Below are 18,377 nucleotides of genomic sequence, written 5' to 3' on the forward strand. Positions count from 1 at the left end.
AGCCTATTCTACTCCAACACCATGACAGTTCTTATACTTCTTACCGCTACCGCAAGGACAAGGGTCATTTCTTCCGATCTTATTTTCAACGCGAATAGGCTGAGATTTTTGCAATTCCCTAGTATCATCTACCGGCATGCCACCTGCCGTTTGCCCTAGTTCAGGTTTTGACACCTTTAACTTACTCAAATCCTGGCGCTGTTGAGGACGAGCTTCACGAACTTGACTAGGGTCTTGCGATGGTATATTTCCTTTAAACAGGAAGCTGACAATATCTTTATTTACTGTAGCAAGCATTTGTTTGAACATATTAAATGCTTCCATTTTATACACGATCAATGGATCTTTCTGCTCATAAACGGCATTCTGAACAGATTGCTTCAGCTCATCCATCTCACGTAAGTGCTCTTTCCAGGCATCATCGATAAGTGCCAAAACAACGGTTTTTTCGAAGGCTTTGAACACATCATGGCCTTTACTATCCACTGCTTTTTTAAGATTGGCAGCTACCTGTACCGAGCGAACACCATCAGAGAATGGAACTACTATATTTTCAATCTGATCGCCACGCTCTTTTAACACGTCTCGAAGTACTGGGAAAGTTTGCTGGGCAATTGCTTCCAGTTTACGGTGATAGAAACTCTCAACCTTTTCAAAGATCCTGTCTGTAAGATTATGAATATTGGTCTCAGCAAATTGCTTTTCAGTCATTTCTGGATCTACCAAGAAAATACGGATGATCTCCATCTCAAAGCCTTCAAAATTACCTTGCTCTTTGTATTCTGTGCAAATGTCTTCCACCACATCAAAAATGGTATTATTCAGATCCACATCCAGACGCTCTCCAAACAACGCATTTTTACGTTTTGCATAGATTACCGAACGCTGAGAGTTCATCACATCATCATACTCCAGCAATCGCTTACGAACACCAAAATTGTTCTCTTCTACTTTACGTTGTGCACGCTCAATAGATTTGGTGATCATTGAGTGCTGAATTACTTCGCCTTCTTCAATACCCATTCTCAGCATAATATTGGAGATACGCTCTGATCCGAATAAACGCATTAGGTTATCTTCTAATGAAACGAAGAACTGACTTGAACCCGGGTCACCCTGACGACCGGCACGACCACGCAACTGTCTGTCGACACGACGAGATTCATGACGCTCAGTACCTACAATTGCCAAACCACCCGCTTCTTTCACACCTGAACCAAGCTTGATGTCTGTACCACGACCCGCCATATTGGTTGCTATGGTTACTGTTCCTGCCTGCCCTGCTTCTGCAACGATATCTGCTTCTTTTTGGTGAAGTTTTGCATTCAGTACATTATGTTTGATGCCTCTTAGTTTAAGCATTCTGCTCAGTAGCTCCGAGATTTCAACTGAAGTTGTACCCACCAATACTGGTCGGCCAGCTTGTGTTAATCTGGTAATTTCATCAGCAACAGCATTGTATTTTTCACGAACAGTGCGGTAAACCATGTCTTCCTCATCCTTGCGCTTAGCTGTAACATTGGTAGGAATTTCAACTACATCAAGTTTATAGATCTGCCATAACTCGCCAGCCTCTGTTACTGCAGTACCTGTCATACCACAAAGCTTGTGATACATTCTAAAGAAATTCTGCAAAGTGATTGTGGCATAGGTTTGTGTGGCATCCTCTACCTTCACATTTTCTTTAGCCTCAATCGCCTGATGTAATCCGTCAGAATAACGGCGTCCATCCATGATACGGCCTGTTTGCTCATCAACCAATTTAATTTTACCCTCGTCAACAATGTATTCCACATCAATTTCAAAAAGAGTATATGCTTTTAACAGCTGATTAACAGAATGTATACGTTCAGATTTGATTGAGAAATCGCGCATCAGCGCATCTTTGATTTCTACCTTCTGTTCTGTTGAAAGGTTTGATTTTTCGAGCTCAGCAATTTCAGTACCTACATCAGGCATCACAAAGAAATTCTGATCTTCGCCAGAGCTAGTGATCAGCTCGATACCTTTTTCAGTTAATTCAACCTGGTTATTTTTTTCATCAATCACAAAGAAAAGCTCAGAATCTACCTTTGGCATCTCCTTGTTTTGGTTTTCCATGTAATAGTGCTCTGATTTTGTAAGCACTTGCTTCATACCAGGCTCACTCAAAAATTTGATCAGCGCCTTACTTTTTGGCAAACCACGATAAGCTCTTAATAAGGCTAAACCACCTTCCTGCGGACCACCCTGCCCTTCGTTAATTGATTTTTTGGCCTCATTTAGAACACCGTTTATGAAATTTTTCTGCGCAGTGACCAATCGCTCAATACGTGGTTTCAGATCATAAAATTCATGCTCATCGCCTCGAGGAATCGGACCAGAAATAATCAATGGAGTTCTTGCATCATCGATCAAAACCGAATCCACCTCATCTACCATGGCAAAATGCAATTTACGTTGAACCAAACTTTCCGGATTCAATGTCATATTGTCACGCAGGTAGTCGAAACCAAATTCATTATTGGTACCAAATGTGATATCGGCCAGGTAGGCTTTACGTCTTTCTTCAGAATTTGGCTGATGCTTATCAATACAGTCAACCGTTAAACCATGAAATTCAAATAGCGGTCCGTTCCATTCAGAGTCACGACGAGCCAGGTAATCATTTACGGTTACAATGTGAACACCCTGCCCTGATAATGCATTTAGGTAGGCCGGTAAAGTACCAACAAGAGTTTTACCCTCACCAGTTGCCATTTCGGCAATCTTACCTTGGTGTAATACAATACCACCAATCAGCTGCACATCATAATGAACCATGTTCCAGGTTACTTCGGTACCTGCAGCAAGCCATGTATTATGGTGCGTAGCTTTATCGCCATTAATTACCACATTCTTCTTGCGGGCAGCTAGTTCACGGTCGGCCTGTGTTGCGCTTACCTCAATCGTTTTATTTTCAGTGAAACGGCGAGCGGTATCCTTCATTACAGCAAAGGCTTCGGGCAAAATTTCGATTAGCACTTTTTCAAGTTCAGCATCGCGATCTTTCTGAAGTTTATCCAACTGATCGTATAAAGCGGTTTTCTCATTGATCGGAAGATCTTCAGATTCAGCTTTAGCCTTTACCTCAGCAATTTCTACATCAATTTCGGCAAGGTATTCTTTAATGCGGACTTTAAAATCGAGGGTTTTTTGCCTCAATTCATCATTGCTTAAAGCAGATAATTTAGCGTATTCTTCTTTGGTTTTTTCAACTAAAGGCTGAATCAACTTTATATCACGGTTTGATTTGCTACCGAAAAGCTTACTAATAAGTGCTAACATATAAATGCGAAATAATAAAATCAAAATATACAACAACTACGCCACAGCTAATAATTAGCCATAATGGCACCATTGGAGTGCAAAATTACGATTATTAATTAGGAATTAAAGATTATGAGGGCACAGGATTTTCTGATTAAGAGAACATGGTCTAATTAATGTTGCTTTCTATTCTTAGTTGACTTATCTTATTCTTTCTTAAGCCGGGAAAACCATTTTTCAGCATTCTTGCGATATAGCTTATTTACCACTTCACGGGGTAATTTTAGCCCTCTAAATTCACCATCAACTTTTGGGACACGCATCTTTTGATCTGTAGTAAAAAACTTCCAGTGACGCATCCAAACTTCATGCGAATGTTTTTTGATTCCTTCAGAATCTGTTATTCCATTATTTACAATGTCCATGGCGCCTCTTCTAAGATCCGTTCCATAAATGATCCTATCCTGATATTTTATGAAAAAGTCATGTACTTTTTGCCATTCAGTTAATGTCTGATATTGAAGATGAGAAATACGTTCGGCCATGTCTACAGCCATATTCGGATATTTATCAAGGCGTTTTGCTAGTTCATCAACACTCCACTCCAAGCTTCCGAGATGGGCGCCTATAAATATCAAATCCGGATGTTTAGCAAGCATATTATCCCTAGCATTGATGTAATCTTCATAGGATGGACGTTCAGGATGCAAGTACATATGCTCTTCAGGATGTGCACGGGCATAGTCTCTATTTCCATTTACAGTCATTTTTTCTAAAGGCAACCAGGAATTTTTGTGCTCTCCTAAGTGACCAATTAATGGGATTTGATTTTTAGCCATGTAATCGAGTATGGGGTCAAATCGAGGGTTATCAATCATAACCAACTTGCCATTTTTATCCTTCAAGAAAAACCCAATGTTCTTCCATACTTTAACGCCAATAGCCCCTTTGGATACTGAATTTTTTATATCGGAAATTGCCTCTTGCTGCCAGCCATCATTGTTAAAATTTTCAAGTGAAAAGGCAGTGACCCAGGCCACGCGGCCAGGAAAAGCTTTGATCATCTTGATTGAAAATTCTTGCTGCTCTTCAATCGGTTTACCCTTATCCTTATATACATTCAAATTCAGGATACGGAAATTATCCAGTTCTGCCTGATTTACAAAAATTGTATCTGCATCAGAATTGATATGAAAATGGGCATCGATTTTATCAAGAGATTTAAAATCATCAAGAGTATAATACGCTGAATCAACTTGTTTATTTCCTGACTTTAAATTACTTATGTGGGTACACTGCTGAAAAAACCCTATAAGAGGAAATAGAAACAAATATTTACACCTTCTAAAACAGTTCATTATGTTAAATTTTAAATTCAAAACTTGGATAACATGAAGGATGAAAACTATTAAAAATCTATTCAAACAGGGGTGTTATTAAACGTATTTATAAGAAATTTAACTCAAACTAACTGAAAAAACTGTCTTTATAAAACTGTTATAGACTTACAGCCTTGGCGTGTTTCTTAACTTAAAAATAGTTGTTTTTATTTTAGAAAAATGCATTTTATTAGTGATCAAAAGACATCCCTTAGAAATTGACAATTTCCTTGCTCATTTGCTAATTCAGCCTATCTTTACAGAATGAATATCCTAATACTCGGCTCGGGTGGGCGTGAAAGTGCTTTTGCCTCAAAAATGGCACAAAGCAGTCTTTTATCTCAACTTTATATTGCACCCGGAAATGCTGGAACATCGGCTTATGGTAAAAATGTAGACCTAAAACCAACAAATTTTGAAGGCATTGCTGAATTTGTACTAAAAAATCAGGTTCAAATGGTGGTAGTTGGACCTGAAGAACCTCTGGTCAAAGGAATTCATGATTTTTTTCTTAATCACAAAAATCTGAAACATATCCCGGTTATTGGCCCCCAAATGCAGGGTGCCCAACTAGAAGGAAGTAAAGATTTTTCAAAGCAGTTTATGATCCGGCATGGTATCCCAACTGCAGCCTTCAGATCATTCAATAAAGAAAATCTGGAAGAAGGCCTATCCTATTTGGAAACTCAAAAACTTCCAATCGTTTTAAAGGCTGATGGCTTAGCCGCCGGAAAAGGTGTATTGATTTGCGAAAGCCTTGATGATGCAAAAAAAGAATTAAAAGCGATGATTTACGATGCTAAATTCGGAGAAGCCAGCAGCACCGTGGTTATTGAAGAGTTTTTAACCGGAATTGAACTTTCTGTTTTTGTGTTAACAGATGGTATAAGTTATAAGATATTGCCTGAAGCCAAAGACTATAAACGTATTGGAGAGGGCGATACAGGCTTGAATACTGGCGGAATGGGATCAATTTCACCTGTTTCATTTGCGAATGCCGAATTCATGAAAAAAGTTGAAGATCGGGTGATTATTCCTACGATTGAGGGATTGAAAAAAGATCATATTCCTTATAAAGGATTCATTTTTATAGGCCTGATGGCCACAGATACTCCTCAAGGAAGAGAACCTTACGTGATTGAATACAATGTGCGAATGGGTGATCCGGAGACCGAAAGTGTGATCCCAAGAATTGAAAGCGACCTGATCGATCTTTTTCTGGGTGTTGCCAATGAAAATTTAGCTGAAAAAGAATTAAAGATATCCTCAAAAACTGCTGCAACAGTCATGATAGTTGCCGGAGGATATCCGGGTGAATATGCAAAAGGAAAAACCATCACTGGCATTGAAAATTTGAGACATTCCATTGCTTTTCATGCCGGAACAGAACTTGATAATGGGGTGATCAAAACCAATGGAGGCAGGGTTATTGCCATCACCTCACTTCAGGATAACCTATTTGATGCTGTTCAGAATGCTACTGCTGATGCAGGAAGAATTTACTTTGACGGCCGTTATTTTCGTCCGGATATTGGCGTCGACTTGATGGAAATTTCTTAGATATTACTTTTTTTTATTTGCTGGAAATAGCTTTTCCAGTTTATCCAAAAGATCTTGCCCGCGCAGATCGCGTCCAATGATTTTACCGCTGGGATCTAGTAAAAAATTACGTGGAATACTAGTAATCCCATACAATATGGCGGCTTCACTACCCCAGAATTTGAGATCGGAAACATGCTGCCATTGTAAATTATCATCATGAATAGCCTTTAACCAGCTCTTTTTTTCCTTATCGAGAGAAACGCCAAAGACCGTAAACCCAGCATTATTATAGGTTTTGAAAGCCTGAACTACATTAGGGTTTTCTTGCCTGCAAGGCCCACACCAAGCAGCCCAAAAATCAAGGAGTACATATTTCCCTTTGAAATCAGACAATGCAATCTTCTTTCCTGAGGTATCAGCGAGTCTAAAATCTGGAGCCAGTGCACCTACTGAGGTTTTTTTCTGACTAATTAGGTATTCCCGAATCGCTTTTGCGGTAGCGCTTGATTCAATATTATCATTAAGTCCCGAAAGTAGACTGTCGGCCTCAATATAATTATTGGTAGATCCGGCAATATTTGGAATCAGCAATAAGGAAATAAAGGCAGAGGAGTTCTTTTGAACGAATTTTCGTTGAAAATCTGCCAATGCTTTGCTTGCATCACGGAAAGGTATACGGAATAGTCGACCAATAGAATCAGCTGCTATTCCACTGGTTGATAGCCTTTGGGCCTCTTTGTTGATGTCATTTATCTTTGCAGAATACGGAGCCTGTTCGATATTGTATTGAAAGAGATCATCTTGAGCTTTTGAACCTTTTACTACAGCAGAAGCGAGATCGGATGTAATTTCAACAGAAATTAGGCCCTTATCAAGGATAAACTCTTTGGGCTGAGTACCCATTTTCTTATAATCTTCAAATAGTGATAGAAATGCAGGCACGGGTTCATCGATCAGCCCTTTTATGCTGAATTTACCATCTAATACATCAATTTTTTGAGCACTTGCCTTCGGGTTAGTATTATAAAATGTGGTTTGCGTAAAATAAAGGGTTTTTATTTCAGGCCTATTTACTATTCCGTTGATGGTATACGTATTTTGCTGTGCAAAACACCAAACCGGACTTATCAACAAGAAAAATGAAAAAATTTTAGCTATGTATCTCATTCATTTGCTCCTAAAGGTGTTTGGCAAAATTAGATAAAATAAACGCTTAAAATAGGAACTATTGCTTGATGGAGTCAATATTCTTAATTTAATGTTTGAGAGCTAAAATCTAGAATCTTTTATTCCTTGCATTATTTGAAGTTTTCTAATAAAAATTAATGGTGGTAATCCAATAGTACATGATTCATTTCAAAACCAATCCTACAAAAATTAAAAGCCCATCTATAAAAAACTCCAAATAAATCAGGATGTTTGGAAAAGAACAGCACAGAAAAAATGATTCACGATATTTCCAATTATCCAAGTACAATTCGCAGCAAATTTCAGCAACTATTTGGGCAGGAAGCCCTAATCATTCGTTCACCAGGCAGAATCAACCTGATTGGTGAACATACTGATTACAATATGGGATTCGTTCTACCGGCAGCGATCAATAAAGCCATTTACCTGGGCATACAAAAGCGTAATGATGGATTAATAAAAATACACTCGCTAGACTTTCAAGATGATTTTGAATGCGATATCAAAACAATAAAAACCTCAGGTAAATTATGGCCCGACTACCTTTTAGGAGTAGTGGAGCAGATTCAAAAAAAGCATCAAATTCAGCAAGGTTTTAATATTGTTTTTGGTGGAGATATTCCACCTGGTGCCGGCCTGTCATCATCGGCTGCACTTGAATGTGCAACGGCCTATGGATTAAACCATATTTTCAATCTTTCTTATGAAAAATTGGATTTGGTCAGATTGGCGCAAGCTGCTGAAAATGAATTTGTTGGGGTAAAATGTGGTATCATGGATCAGTTTGCCAGCATGTTTGGTAAAAAAAATCAACTCATCCAACTAGATTGCCGCAGTCTGGAATATGCCTATGTTCCTTTTCATTCCGATAAGCTTAAAATCGTGTTGTTCGATACCCGTGTAAAGCATTCTCTTGCCTCATCGGCTTATAATGAACGTAGAGAGCAATGCGAAGCAGGGGTAAAATTGATCCAAACTGTTCATCCAGAAGTGTTGAGTTTACGGGATGCCTCAGAAGAAATGTTATTGGAATTTGTAAAACCGGTTAGCGAGATTGTTTATAAGCGATGCAGCTTTATTGTTGGAGAAATCAAAAGATTACTAAATTCTTGTAATGATCTAAAAAACAATAACATGGCAGCCTTTGGTAAACGCATGTTTGAAACTCATACCGGATTAAAAGATTTATATGAGGTGAGTTGCCAGGAACTAGATTTTTTGGTTGACTTGGTTAAAAATGATCAAAATGTGATCGGCGCCCGCATGATGGGCGGTGGTTTTGGAGGCTGTACCATTAACCTAGTAAATTCTGAAGCGGTTGAAGCACTTATTAAAAAAGTTGGTGATACTTACCATGCCAAAACAGGTACTGAAATGCTAGCCTATGTGGTTGAGATTGAGGACGGAACAGGTGTCTTAACGAAATTCAGCCTTTAGCCGATTGGTAATTTTCATTAAATGAGACATAATGAACTTATTCGATGAGTTTTGAGAAGTATATGCGATGTGCTAGCAAAAGTAAAATTGAATTCTTTAGAAACCTAGTTTCCACCAATGCCAGGAGAATTAAAGGTGGTGGTTCTTCTAAGATTTCTCCAATTTTATCTTAAGTATACCTATATGCTTAAATGGCATTTTGTAATCATTAGCTATTCATTTCAACACTAAAACTAATCTTTGCGTTAAGGGCTTTGAAGACTTTGAGGATTGTTTCAACCCTGGCATCAGTAAGACTATTTTCCAGCTTGGAAATCTGAGCCTTTTGAACACCAACAATTCTTCCCAATTCTTGCTGCGTAAGTTTCCGGTCTAGACGTGCTTGCCTGATGGCTTCGCCAAGCAAATCAAGTCGTAATTCATTATCGAAAATTTCGCGCTTTGATGTTCCAACTACACCAATATGTTGATCGGTTATTTCTTTCAGAGAAAAAGTCTTCAATTTTTTATTGCTCATTTTTAGGGCACATTGAGTGTCAAATATAATTTTCTAAGGCGGGTTGCTTTATCCAGATCAGCTTGAGGTGTTTTTCCTGATTTCTTAATTAAACCGTGGGTAGCAATAATTAAAGTTTCAGCTTCCGAACGCTTGTCCCAAAATGCAAAAACTCTGTAATGAGCACTCTTATAATAAGTTCTAAACTCCCAAATATCTCCGTTTAGCTTTTTAAAAAGCTCCTTATCAGTTGAATATCTTGCCTTCGTGATATTGTAAATTACCTTATCCCTTACCTTCTCATCCAAATGTTCAAGAAATTCAACTGCTCCTTCCAAAAATTCAATGTCAAATTTTGACTTCTGAAAATCATTATTCAAAGTTAAAAGTTTCTTATTAAGGAAACAAACTATTTCCTCAATAAATCTTATAATAGCTTAGCAAAGGGCGAAAGAAAATCTTTAAAAGGATATACTAATTTAGTAAACGGTAAAATTCAGGCTTGAATGATTCAATAAATGCAAAGACAGATTTTAGAGTTAAAGGAAGTTATCTGTAAATTATTTTAATCCAAGCTCAAAAAATCACCATCTACGATGAGCAGTTTAACGCCACTTTCAGTCACAGAGCGATGTGAGCTTAGTTCATCCGATACGACATACGTTTCTCCTTTTTTCAGGCTTAGCCGCTCACCACTAATCAGCTCAGAATCGAACTCTCCTTCCAAACAATGCACAATATGTCCCTTTTGACACCAGTGGTCGGCCAAATACCCTTCCGAATACTCTAACAGGCGAATACGCAATCCGGGAAACTGTATCGTTTGCCAAAAGGAGGTTCCTGTTTCTCCCTTATGTTCGGTTTTTTCAATACCAGACCAGTCAATGGTTTGGAAAGGAATATGGCTCATTAATACTAAATAAACCTATTCACCACATTTTCTAGATACTCCTGCTTTCCGCTTTTCACTTCAGGCTCTCCATTTTCAATGGCATAGGCTCTAAGATCTTCTAGGCTCAATTTACCAGCTTCAAAGTCTTTTCCTTTTCCGGAATCAAATGATGCATAGCGCGCTGTTCTAACTTTTTTATAATCCGATTTATTAAGAATATTATCTGCGGCAATCAATGCACGTGCAAAATTATCCATACCACCAATATGGGCATAAAATAAGTCGGCAGGATCGGTTGAGTTTCTTCGAATCTTGGCATCGAAGTTAATACCTCCACCCTGAAAGCCACCGGCCTCAATGATCACAAGCATGGCCTCGGTCAGTTCATTGATATTATTCGGAAACTGATCTGTATCCCATCCGTTCTGGTAATCGCCACGGTTAGCATCCATAGATCCTAATAAACCTGCATCGGCACTTACCTGCAACTCATGCTGAAAGGTATGTCCTGCAAGCGTGGCATGGTTCACTTCAATATTCAATTTAAAATCGTCCATCAAATTGAACTGACGAAGAAAAGCGATCACAGTTGCTGCATCATAATCGTACTGGTGCTTACTTGGCTCGCATGGTTTAGGTTCAATGAAGAAGGTGCCTTTAAAACCATGCTTGCGCGCATAATCTTTTGCCATATGCAGGAATTGGGCTAGATGCTCTTGCTCGCGCTTCATATTGGTATTCAGCAAACTCATATACCCTTCTCTGCCACCCCAAAAAACGTAGTTTTCACCACCTAGACTGATAGTAGCATCTAAAGCTGCCTTAACTTGTGCCCCTGCATGACTCAAGACATGAAAATCAGGATTAGTAGAAGCTCCATTCATGTACCGGCGATGTGAGAAAAGGTTGGCTGTTCCCCAAAGTAATTTTACGCCACTGGCTTCCTGCTTTTGTTTGGCATAAGCTGTTATTGCCTGCAGTCGCCTTTCATTTTCTGCTATATCATTTCCATAATCCACCACATCCACATCGTGGAAACAATAGAACGGAAGATTCATTTTGGTTATGAATTCAAAAGCGGCGTCCATTTTATCCTTAGCACGCTCTACTGCATCGGTTTTTGCATCCCACGGAAAGATATGGGTTGGTTCGCCAAAAGGATCTGCTCCGTTGCCTACAAAAGAATGCCAGTAAGCACAGGCAAAGCGCAACGTTTCCTTCATAGTTTTTCCAGCTACTATTCGGTTCTCATCGTACCAGCGAAATGCTAATGGATTATCTGATTCAGGGCCTTCATATGCAATCTGGCCAATACCTTTGAAAAATTCTTTATCTCCTGTAATGATGTTTGACATGTTCGTATGTTTGGTTCAACTATTAAGATCAACCCCGCAAACCGCGAATTGATAAGACCTCTATTTTGGTTTCGTAATTTATAGAATTTTTTGAATTGTTAAAGAATAGGATTAGTTGAAAAATTGTGTGTGCGTTGAAAGAGTCATGCCGCAACGCTAGCGCACGCGTGCCGCGTGTGCTTTTTAATTCCAAAAAAATCACTACCATTCTATACGTTAAAACGAGATTGCATGACGTATATTTAGTCCAACAAAAAAAATCCATAATGAAAAGCATCCTATCCCTGCTCCTGTTATCTTGTATTGCAATCCAACTCCATGCACAAAGGCCAGCATCTACAAATTATGATGAGTTGAAAGTGCCTGAATATACATTGCCACCGGCTTTAAAAACAAGCAGTGGGAAGAAAGTAACATCAGCTAAATCTTGGGGAAAAACCCGACGCCCAGAGATACTGAATCTTTTTGCAGAAAATATTTACGGACAGATGCCTCTCAAATATGATAGAATAACTTACTCTTTAATTAATGAGAATAAGAAGAGCATGAGCGGGAAAGCACACTTGAAGGAAGTGCTGATTGAAGTTTTCAACCAGAATAAAAGCGTGAAAATTAACCTGACCCTATTTATTCCAAATCATAAAACCGGACCTGCACCTGTATTTTTACTGATCAATAACCGGCCAAAAGAGAATACAGATCCTAGCAGAACAGTAATAAGCGAATTTTGGCCAGCAGAGGTATTGATTGAAGGGGGCTATGCCATTGCAGCCTTTCAAGTGAATGACCTGGCACCAGATAACAAACTATCTTTCATGAATGGGGCATTGCAATTGTATCCTGAACTGCTGAATGCAGATAATGGAATGCGAGCAATTGGTGCATGGGCATGGGGAGCAAGCAGGGTGATGGATTATTTTGAAACAGACCCTCAGCTAGATAAAAAACGAGTAGCCATAACCGGACATTCGCGGGGTGGAAAAGCATCTTTATGGGCGGCAGCTAACGATCAACGATTTGCGCTCTGCATCAGTAACTGTTCCGGAAACTCGGGTGCTGCGCTAGCAAGAAGGCAATTTGGTGAACGAATAAAAGTGATTAATACTTCTTTCCCTCATTGGTTTAATACCAATTATAAAAAATACAATGAGCATGAAGATCAACTTCCTGTAGATCAGCATATGCTAATATCTTTAATCGCTCCAAGGCCGGTGTATGCAACAAACGCATCCGAAGATCTTTGGGCAGATCCAAAAGGAACCTATTTATCTCTAAAAAATGCAGAAGAAGTTTATGGATTATATGGCTTAAAGTCAACGCTACCAAAGGTTCAGCCAGAATTGAACATACCCATTATTGAATCGCCGATGGCCTATCATAACCGCGAAGGAAAGCATGATTTGACGGTATACGACTGGAAGCAATTTATACGATTTGCAGATTATCATTATACTAAGAAGGAAGGCAGATAGCAGTAAAAGTGCTAGCGCAGGCGTGCCGAGTGTGCTCTAATAAAACTAGAAAACACTACAAATGCTTCTCTAACAGGGCCTTCCACTCTTGATAAACAGTCTCGTATTCTGAATCCTTTTTCGGTTCTACAACCTTCAAAGCCCTCACATTGCTGAATGCATTTTCTGTAGTAAATTCTCCTTTTCCAATACCGGCGCCAATGGCCGCACCAATGCTGCCTTCATTGCTATGCAGCTCAAGAGGTACCCCGCAAGAATTAACAAAAGCTTGTATAAAAAATTCACTAGAAAACATATTCGCATGTCCGGCACGAATCATACTGGGGTTCATCCCATTTCCACGCATGATATCCAAACCATAGCGGAAAGCAAATGCAATTCCTTCCTGAACGGCCCTGAAAATGTGCGAACGACTATGAAGATTGAAATCGATATGATGAAAATGAGCGCCTATATTTCGATTATTCAACATACGCTCTGCTCCATTTCCAAAAGGAAGTATCCTCAAACCCTGACTTCCTACCGGAATTTTAGCAGCTTCCAAATTCATAGTATCGTAGCTTAGCCCCGATGCCACCACATCTTTAACCCAGCGGTTCAAAATTCCTGTTCCGTTGATACACAGTAAAACCCCAAGACGTTTTTGCTGCAAGGTATAATTCACATGCGCAAAGGTGTTTATCCTTGACTGCTCATCATAGGTCAGCTTATCAGAAACACCATAAATAACTCCCGAAGTACCACCATTTGCAGCAACCTCTCCGGGCTTTAAGACATTCAGAGATAGCGCATTATTTGGCTGATCGCCTGATTTATACGTAACAACAGTATCTGTAGCGAGAAAAAGTTTAGCGGCAATAGCCTTATCCAGCTTGCCATGTTCAGAAAATACTGGCAAGATCTTGGGAATGATAGCGGTATCAAATCCGTAATATCCAAAAACATCTTTTGAAAGTTCTTCGTTCTTGAAATCCCAGAAAATACCTTCAGAAAGTGCAGAAATACTGGTACTAATCTCGCCTGTGAGCTTCATTGCTATAAAATCGCCAGGAAGCATCACCTTATGTATTTGCTCAAAAATAACAGGTTCATTTTGCTTGACCCATGCCAATTTAGAAGCTGTAAAATTACCGGGTGAGTTTAACAGGTCTGAAAGGCATTTTTCTTTGCCAATAGCCTTAAATGCTTCATTTCCAATTTCCACTGCTCTGCTATCACACCAAATAATAGAATTCCTAACTACCTTTTGCTGCTTATCAACCAGTACTAACCCGTGCATCTGATAAGCAATTCCAATAGCTCCAATATCAGCAGGATCATACACTTTTAAAGCATGAGCTTTAAGAATCGCCTGTTGTATATTTTCCCACCATAACTCAGGCGACTGCTCTGCCCAACCCGCTTGCTCCGCAATAATTATTGTTTCGGTGTCAGGATATTGTACAGTGCAAAGACACCGCTGTGTAGCAGAATCAATAACTGAAACTTTAATGGATGAGGTGCCGAGGTCAATTCCGAGTAGAAGCATATTAGGGGTTGTCTGTTGTCAGTTATCTGTTGTCAGTTATCTGTTGTCTGTTATCTGTTAGCTGTTAGCTGAGGTATGAGGTAAGAGGTATGAAGTATGATGTATAATTACTTATAACCTATAACTTATAACTTATAACTTATAACTTATAACTTATAACTTAAATCAATTTCTGATACGTCCTCAACCATAAATCTGGCATTTCGCCAGCATTTGCCAGCTGATAATCTTCATAGCTGCAGGGTACCAAATGATGCCTTGCATTCCTAGATGATCCTGTAGGATAAGGAACCTGCATCCACCAACGGTCAGATTTCTTACTCTTCACAAACACAAGCTCATGCGAACCATCTTTCAGGCTGGTGCGGAACGTAATGTATCGTGATTTTGGAAGCATCGGAAATTCATTTTTCCGATTATAAAACCCATCAATAAAATACCATACTATTTGTGAAAGCAGCATAGCAGTTTGCCCCTTGGGGTCATGTTCAGGATTGTATTCATAAAATCCGATAGACGACAATTTATCATTCATTCCGGAATATCGAGCAATCTGACAGGCATCCTCCCCATAAAAACCATTGGGACTTGCATTACCATTTCCGGCTGCATCTGAAGACCTGATCGCTGAAATATCAAAGCTGATCATATTCGCATTGCGGATAATTGGCTCTGCTGTACTCACACTATTTGTAAAATCACCTAGGCGGTGAACGTCAAAGTAAAATTTATCCATCACTTTCAAACTTTCCTGATTAACAAAAAAGGTTTGATAACCGATATTGCTAAAGTTAAACAGGTAGTTAGGCTGGTGTAGAAATATTTTATTGAGGTAGGATACTGAGTTGGTCTCAATCGTATCGTCTAGATTTTCATCCAAATCAAAATGGGAATCAACAACCAACAGGTCTACTTTTTGCTCCAGTTCCTCATAAGCCATGAATTGCGGATAGGTAAGGTCCTGACCTCCGCCAATAATAATGGGCAAAATATTTTTCCTGATCAGTTCGGCAACCACTAGCTTTAAGGCCACATAGGTATCTGAAACCTGATTTCCCGCCTTTATATTTCCAAGGTCAACAATACGGGTAACATAGTTACCTTCATTCAGTTCATAAAATTTCTTTCTGAACAAATCTGGAGCTTTAGCTGTTCCCTTATTATTTATTGAATTACGATCTTCCAGAACTCCAATTAGGGCCACATCAAATTGATTATCATCCAGATCGGGAAAATCAGTTTGGTAGACCTCAATTTTTGAGCCTAAATGACTGGTATAAAAACCATCTTCAGGGCTTAGGCTATTAAAATCAACAGGACTTAGAAAATCGGATAATGACATAATTTATTTTGCACCTGTTAATTGATAAATATAATGATCTTCAACTCCCCAATTTAAACATGTTTTGGGAAAACTGAAGATTATTAGTTTTTGAGTATTCTCAAAGCAAATATCAGTTTATTCAGTTACTTTTGAAAGCATTTAAAAAAATTCATCCGGATGATTTTAGTTACCGGTGCTACCGGGTTTTTAGGCTCAGAATTAATCAGACAATTGCTTCTCAAAGGTGAACAGGTCAGGGCAATCATGCGTGATACATCCGTGATACCGGCATTGCTCAAAAACGAAAAAAAAATTGAATGGTTTAAAGCCGATATCCTAGATTATTTTGCACTGAACGATGCCATGGAAGGTATCAGTAAGGTTTATCATTGTGCTGCATTTATATCTTTTGACCCTGCCGATAAGAAAAAAATGAACAAGATAAATGTGGAAGGCACAGTAAATTTGCTCAATGCTTCCATTGAAAAAAATATTTCCCGCTTCTTACATGTTAGTTCGGTAGCAGCATTGGGCGAAAATAACAAAGACGAATTCATCACCGAAAAAGATCAATGGGAATATTCTCCTGATCGCAGCGCCTATTCGATCTCAAAATATGAGAGTGAAATGGAAGTTTTCAGAGCCACTGCCGAAGGCTTGAATACCATAATTGTGAATCCATCGATCATTATTGGAAAAAATGCGGGTAAACAAGGTAGCGGTGCCTTATTTGAAAGCATTCAAAAGGGATTGAAATACTATCCAGGAGGAAGTTTTGGCTATGTTCATGTTGAAGATGTCGCAAAAGCCATGATCTTATTAATGGATTCAGATATTTCTGATGAACGTTTCATAATTAACGCCGAGAACTGGAGCTATCACGATCTTTTTACTGAAATTGCCTTGAATTTTAAAAAAAATCCTCCAGAAATTGCCCTAAAACCTTGGATGATGCAATTAGCCTATATGGGAACACAAATTGTTAGTGCTTTTACAGGCAAAAAATTCAATTTGACAAAAGATACAGCAAACAGTGCCTTTAAAAAACGAAAGTATTCGAATAATAAAATTAAAAAGACCTTAAATTTGGAATTTAAATCCATAAAAGACTCTATCGGCGAAATTTGCCATGATTTTCAACAACAATAATATTCAAAACAATAATCCATTGAAGCAGTTTTACATCATAGATTTCGACAGTACATTTACGCAAGTGGAGGCACTTGATGAATTAGCCCGTATCTCATTACAAAATCATCCCGACAGGGAAACGATCTACCAAAAAATTGAAGATCTAACCAATTTAGCGATGGAGGGTAAAATGTCTTTCCGTGAAAGCCTAACTGGCAGGGTACGACTATTAGAAGCAAACCGCGACCATCTAAAGCAATTAATATCCGTACTTAAAAAAAAGGTGTCATCTTCTTTCTCTAGAAATAAAACATTCTTCAAGAAACATTCAGCATCAGCCCTGATTGTATCTGGTGGATTTAAAGAATTTATTATTCCAGTTGTTCTTCCCTATCATATCCTAAAAGAAAACATTTACGCCAATACCTTTATTTTTGATGATCAAGATAAGATCATCGGGTATGATGAACAAAACCCGCTTTCAAATGAAGGAGGAAAAGTGACCTTGTTGAAGGAGCTGAATCTTAAGGGCGATATTTATGGTATAGGCGACGGGCATTCAGATTTCCAGCTTAAAGAATTTGGGATGATCAAGAAATTTTACGCCTTTACCGAAAATATTGAACGTAAAACTGTTGCTGAAAAGGCTGATCATGTTACGCCAAGTTTTGATGAATTTTTGTATGTCAATAACCTTCCAAGAGCTATTTCTTATCCCAAAAATAGAATCCTTTGCTTGGTGATTGGAGATGTTCCTGAACTGGCTGTCCAAGCATTAAAGAAAGATGGATTTTCTATCCGTCATAAGTCAAGTTTTGAAGAAAAATATGTAGCCGATGTAGGCATGATGCTACTAGCCAATGGCGAAATACTAGACCGCGAAAAACTGGAACGCGCGGTAAAATTAAAAACCATCGGCTATCTGGGTAAAAGTGAATCGAAGCTTTCGCACGGGCTGTGTACCGATATGGGTATTGTGATTTTTGATGACCCAAAGAACAGCCCTAGAAACCCCGAATTTATAGCCAAAAGAATGATTAATTTTATTAATCATGGTCATACCTTTGTGAGTGCAAATTTTCCGAATCTGCAGCTTCCACGTATTAAAGGGGCACATCGCCTGATACATATTCACAAAAATATGCCGGGTATTATGGCTCAAATCAACAAAGTATTCGCCGACCATCACATTAATATTGTAGGACAGTATCTTATGACCAACCCAAGCATTGGTTATGTAATTACCGATGTGAGTGATGAATATGATAAAAAAGTATTGAAAGCTTTGAAACAGATCAATCATACGATTAAGTTTAGGATTCTTTATTAAAGTAGTAGGTTTTAA

General features: G+C 38.7%; 14 protein-coding genes. 5 read left to right on the plus strand and 9 right to left on the minus strand.

The annotated features are described in order from the left end of the window. Nucleotides 1-3: 3 nt before the first annotated feature. Nucleotides 4-3,306, minus strand: coding sequence for a preprotein translocase subunit SecA (secA, locus tag ACIQZ6_RS02420; RefSeq protein ID WP_395807845.1), 3,303 nt, complete (start codon nt 3,304-3,306; stop codon nt 4-6). A gap of 188 nt (nt 3,307-3,494) precedes the next feature. Then, nucleotides 3,495-4,646, minus strand: coding sequence for an amidohydrolase family protein (locus tag ACIQZ6_RS02425; protein ID WP_395807847.1), 1,152 nt, complete (start codon nt 4,644-4,646; stop codon nt 3,495-3,497). 285 nt (nt 4,647-4,931) lie between these two features. Here ACIQZ6_RS02425 and purD point away from each other — a divergent pair, with 285 nt between their 5' ends. Next, on the plus strand, nt 4,932-6,227 hold the full coding sequence (purD, locus tag ACIQZ6_RS02430; protein ID WP_395807849.1) for a phosphoribosylamine--glycine ligase: 1,296 nt from the start codon (nt 4,932-4,934) through the stop codon (nt 6,225-6,227). Between the two features lie 3 nt (nt 6,228-6,230). Here purD and ACIQZ6_RS02435 read toward each other — a convergent pair whose 3' ends face one another. Beyond that, nucleotides 6,231-7,376, minus strand: coding sequence for a redoxin domain-containing protein (locus ACIQZ6_RS02435; protein WP_395807851.1), 1,146 nt, complete (start codon nt 7,374-7,376; stop codon nt 6,231-6,233). A 252-nt stretch (nt 7,377-7,628) separates the two neighbouring features. Here ACIQZ6_RS02435 and ACIQZ6_RS02440 point away from each other — a divergent pair, with 252 nt between their 5' ends. Beyond that, a complete protein-coding gene (locus ACIQZ6_RS02440) occupies nt 7,629-8,834 on the plus strand; it encodes a galactokinase (RefSeq protein WP_395807853.1) in 1,206 nt (401 codons plus the stop codon). A 208-nt stretch (nt 8,835-9,042) separates the two neighbouring features. Here ACIQZ6_RS02440 and ACIQZ6_RS02445 read toward each other — a convergent pair whose 3' ends face one another. From ACIQZ6_RS02445 to xylA, 4 genes are all read right to left on the minus strand, one after another. Beyond that, on the minus strand, nt 9,043-9,351 hold the full coding sequence (locus tag ACIQZ6_RS02445) for a helix-turn-helix domain-containing protein (protein ID WP_395807855.1): 309 nt from the start codon (nt 9,349-9,351) through the stop codon (nt 9,043-9,045). A gap of 2 nt (nt 9,352-9,353) precedes the next feature. Then, the gene (locus ACIQZ6_RS02450) at nt 9,354-9,710 is read right to left on the minus strand and encodes a type II toxin-antitoxin system RelE/ParE family toxin (RefSeq protein WP_395807857.1); all 357 of its coding nucleotides are present in this window, start codon (nt 9,708-9,710) and stop codon (nt 9,354-9,356) included. A 185-nt stretch (nt 9,711-9,895) separates the two neighbouring features. Further along, nucleotides 9,896-10,240: a DHCW motif cupin fold protein gene (locus tag ACIQZ6_RS02455; protein WP_395807859.1), complete on the minus strand. Its 345-nt coding sequence runs from the start codon at nt 10,238-10,240 to the stop codon at nt 9,896-9,898. A 5-nt stretch (nt 10,241-10,245) separates the two neighbouring features. Then, nucleotides 10,246-11,577: a xylose isomerase gene (gene xylA, locus ACIQZ6_RS02460; RefSeq protein WP_395807861.1), complete on the minus strand. Its 1,332-nt coding sequence runs from the start codon at nt 11,575-11,577 to the stop codon at nt 10,246-10,248. Between the two features lie 266 nt (nt 11,578-11,843). On the opposite strand from xylA, the gene ACIQZ6_RS02465 reads away from it, so the two are divergent. Next, nucleotides 11,844-13,049, plus strand: a complete 1,206-nt coding sequence (locus tag ACIQZ6_RS02465) for a prolyl oligopeptidase family serine peptidase (RefSeq protein WP_395807863.1) — start codon at nt 11,844-11,846, stop codon at nt 13,047-13,049. A 55-nt stretch (nt 13,050-13,104) separates the two neighbouring features. On the opposite strand, the gene ACIQZ6_RS02470 is transcribed toward ACIQZ6_RS02465, so the two are convergent. Together ACIQZ6_RS02470 and ACIQZ6_RS02475 are read right to left on the minus strand one after the other, a co-directional pair. Beyond that, nucleotides 13,105-14,577 (minus strand): xylulokinase, encoded by a 1,473-nt coding sequence (locus tag ACIQZ6_RS02470; protein WP_395807865.1) that lies wholly within the window; start codon nt 14,575-14,577, stop codon nt 13,105-13,107. Nucleotides 14,578-14,737: 160 nt separating this feature from the next. Further along, nucleotides 14,738-15,919 (minus strand): formimidoylglutamase, encoded by a 1,182-nt coding sequence (locus ACIQZ6_RS02475; RefSeq protein WP_395807867.1) that lies wholly within the window; start codon nt 15,917-15,919, stop codon nt 14,738-14,740. 159 nt (nt 15,920-16,078) lie between these two features. Here ACIQZ6_RS02475 and ACIQZ6_RS02480 point away from each other — a divergent pair, with 159 nt between their 5' ends. Further along, nucleotides 16,079-17,050: an NAD-dependent epimerase/dehydratase family protein gene (locus ACIQZ6_RS02480; RefSeq protein WP_395807869.1), complete on the plus strand. Its 972-nt coding sequence runs from the start codon at nt 16,079-16,081 to the stop codon at nt 17,048-17,050. Next, nucleotides 17,031-18,362 carry an HAD-IB family phosphatase gene (locus tag ACIQZ6_RS02485; protein ID WP_395807871.1) on the plus strand — a complete coding sequence of 444 codons (1,332 nt, stop codon included), beginning with the start codon at nt 17,031-17,033 and terminating at the stop codon, nt 18,360-18,362. Before ACIQZ6_RS02480 ends, ACIQZ6_RS02485 begins: the two co-directional genes overlap by 20 nt. The last annotated feature ends 15 nt before the right edge of the window (nt 18,363-18,377 follow it).

Origin of the sequence: Daejeonella sp., assembly GCF_044348475.1 — a bacterium.
GTDB lineage: Bacteria > Bacteroidota > Bacteroidia > Sphingobacteriales > Sphingobacteriaceae > Daejeonella.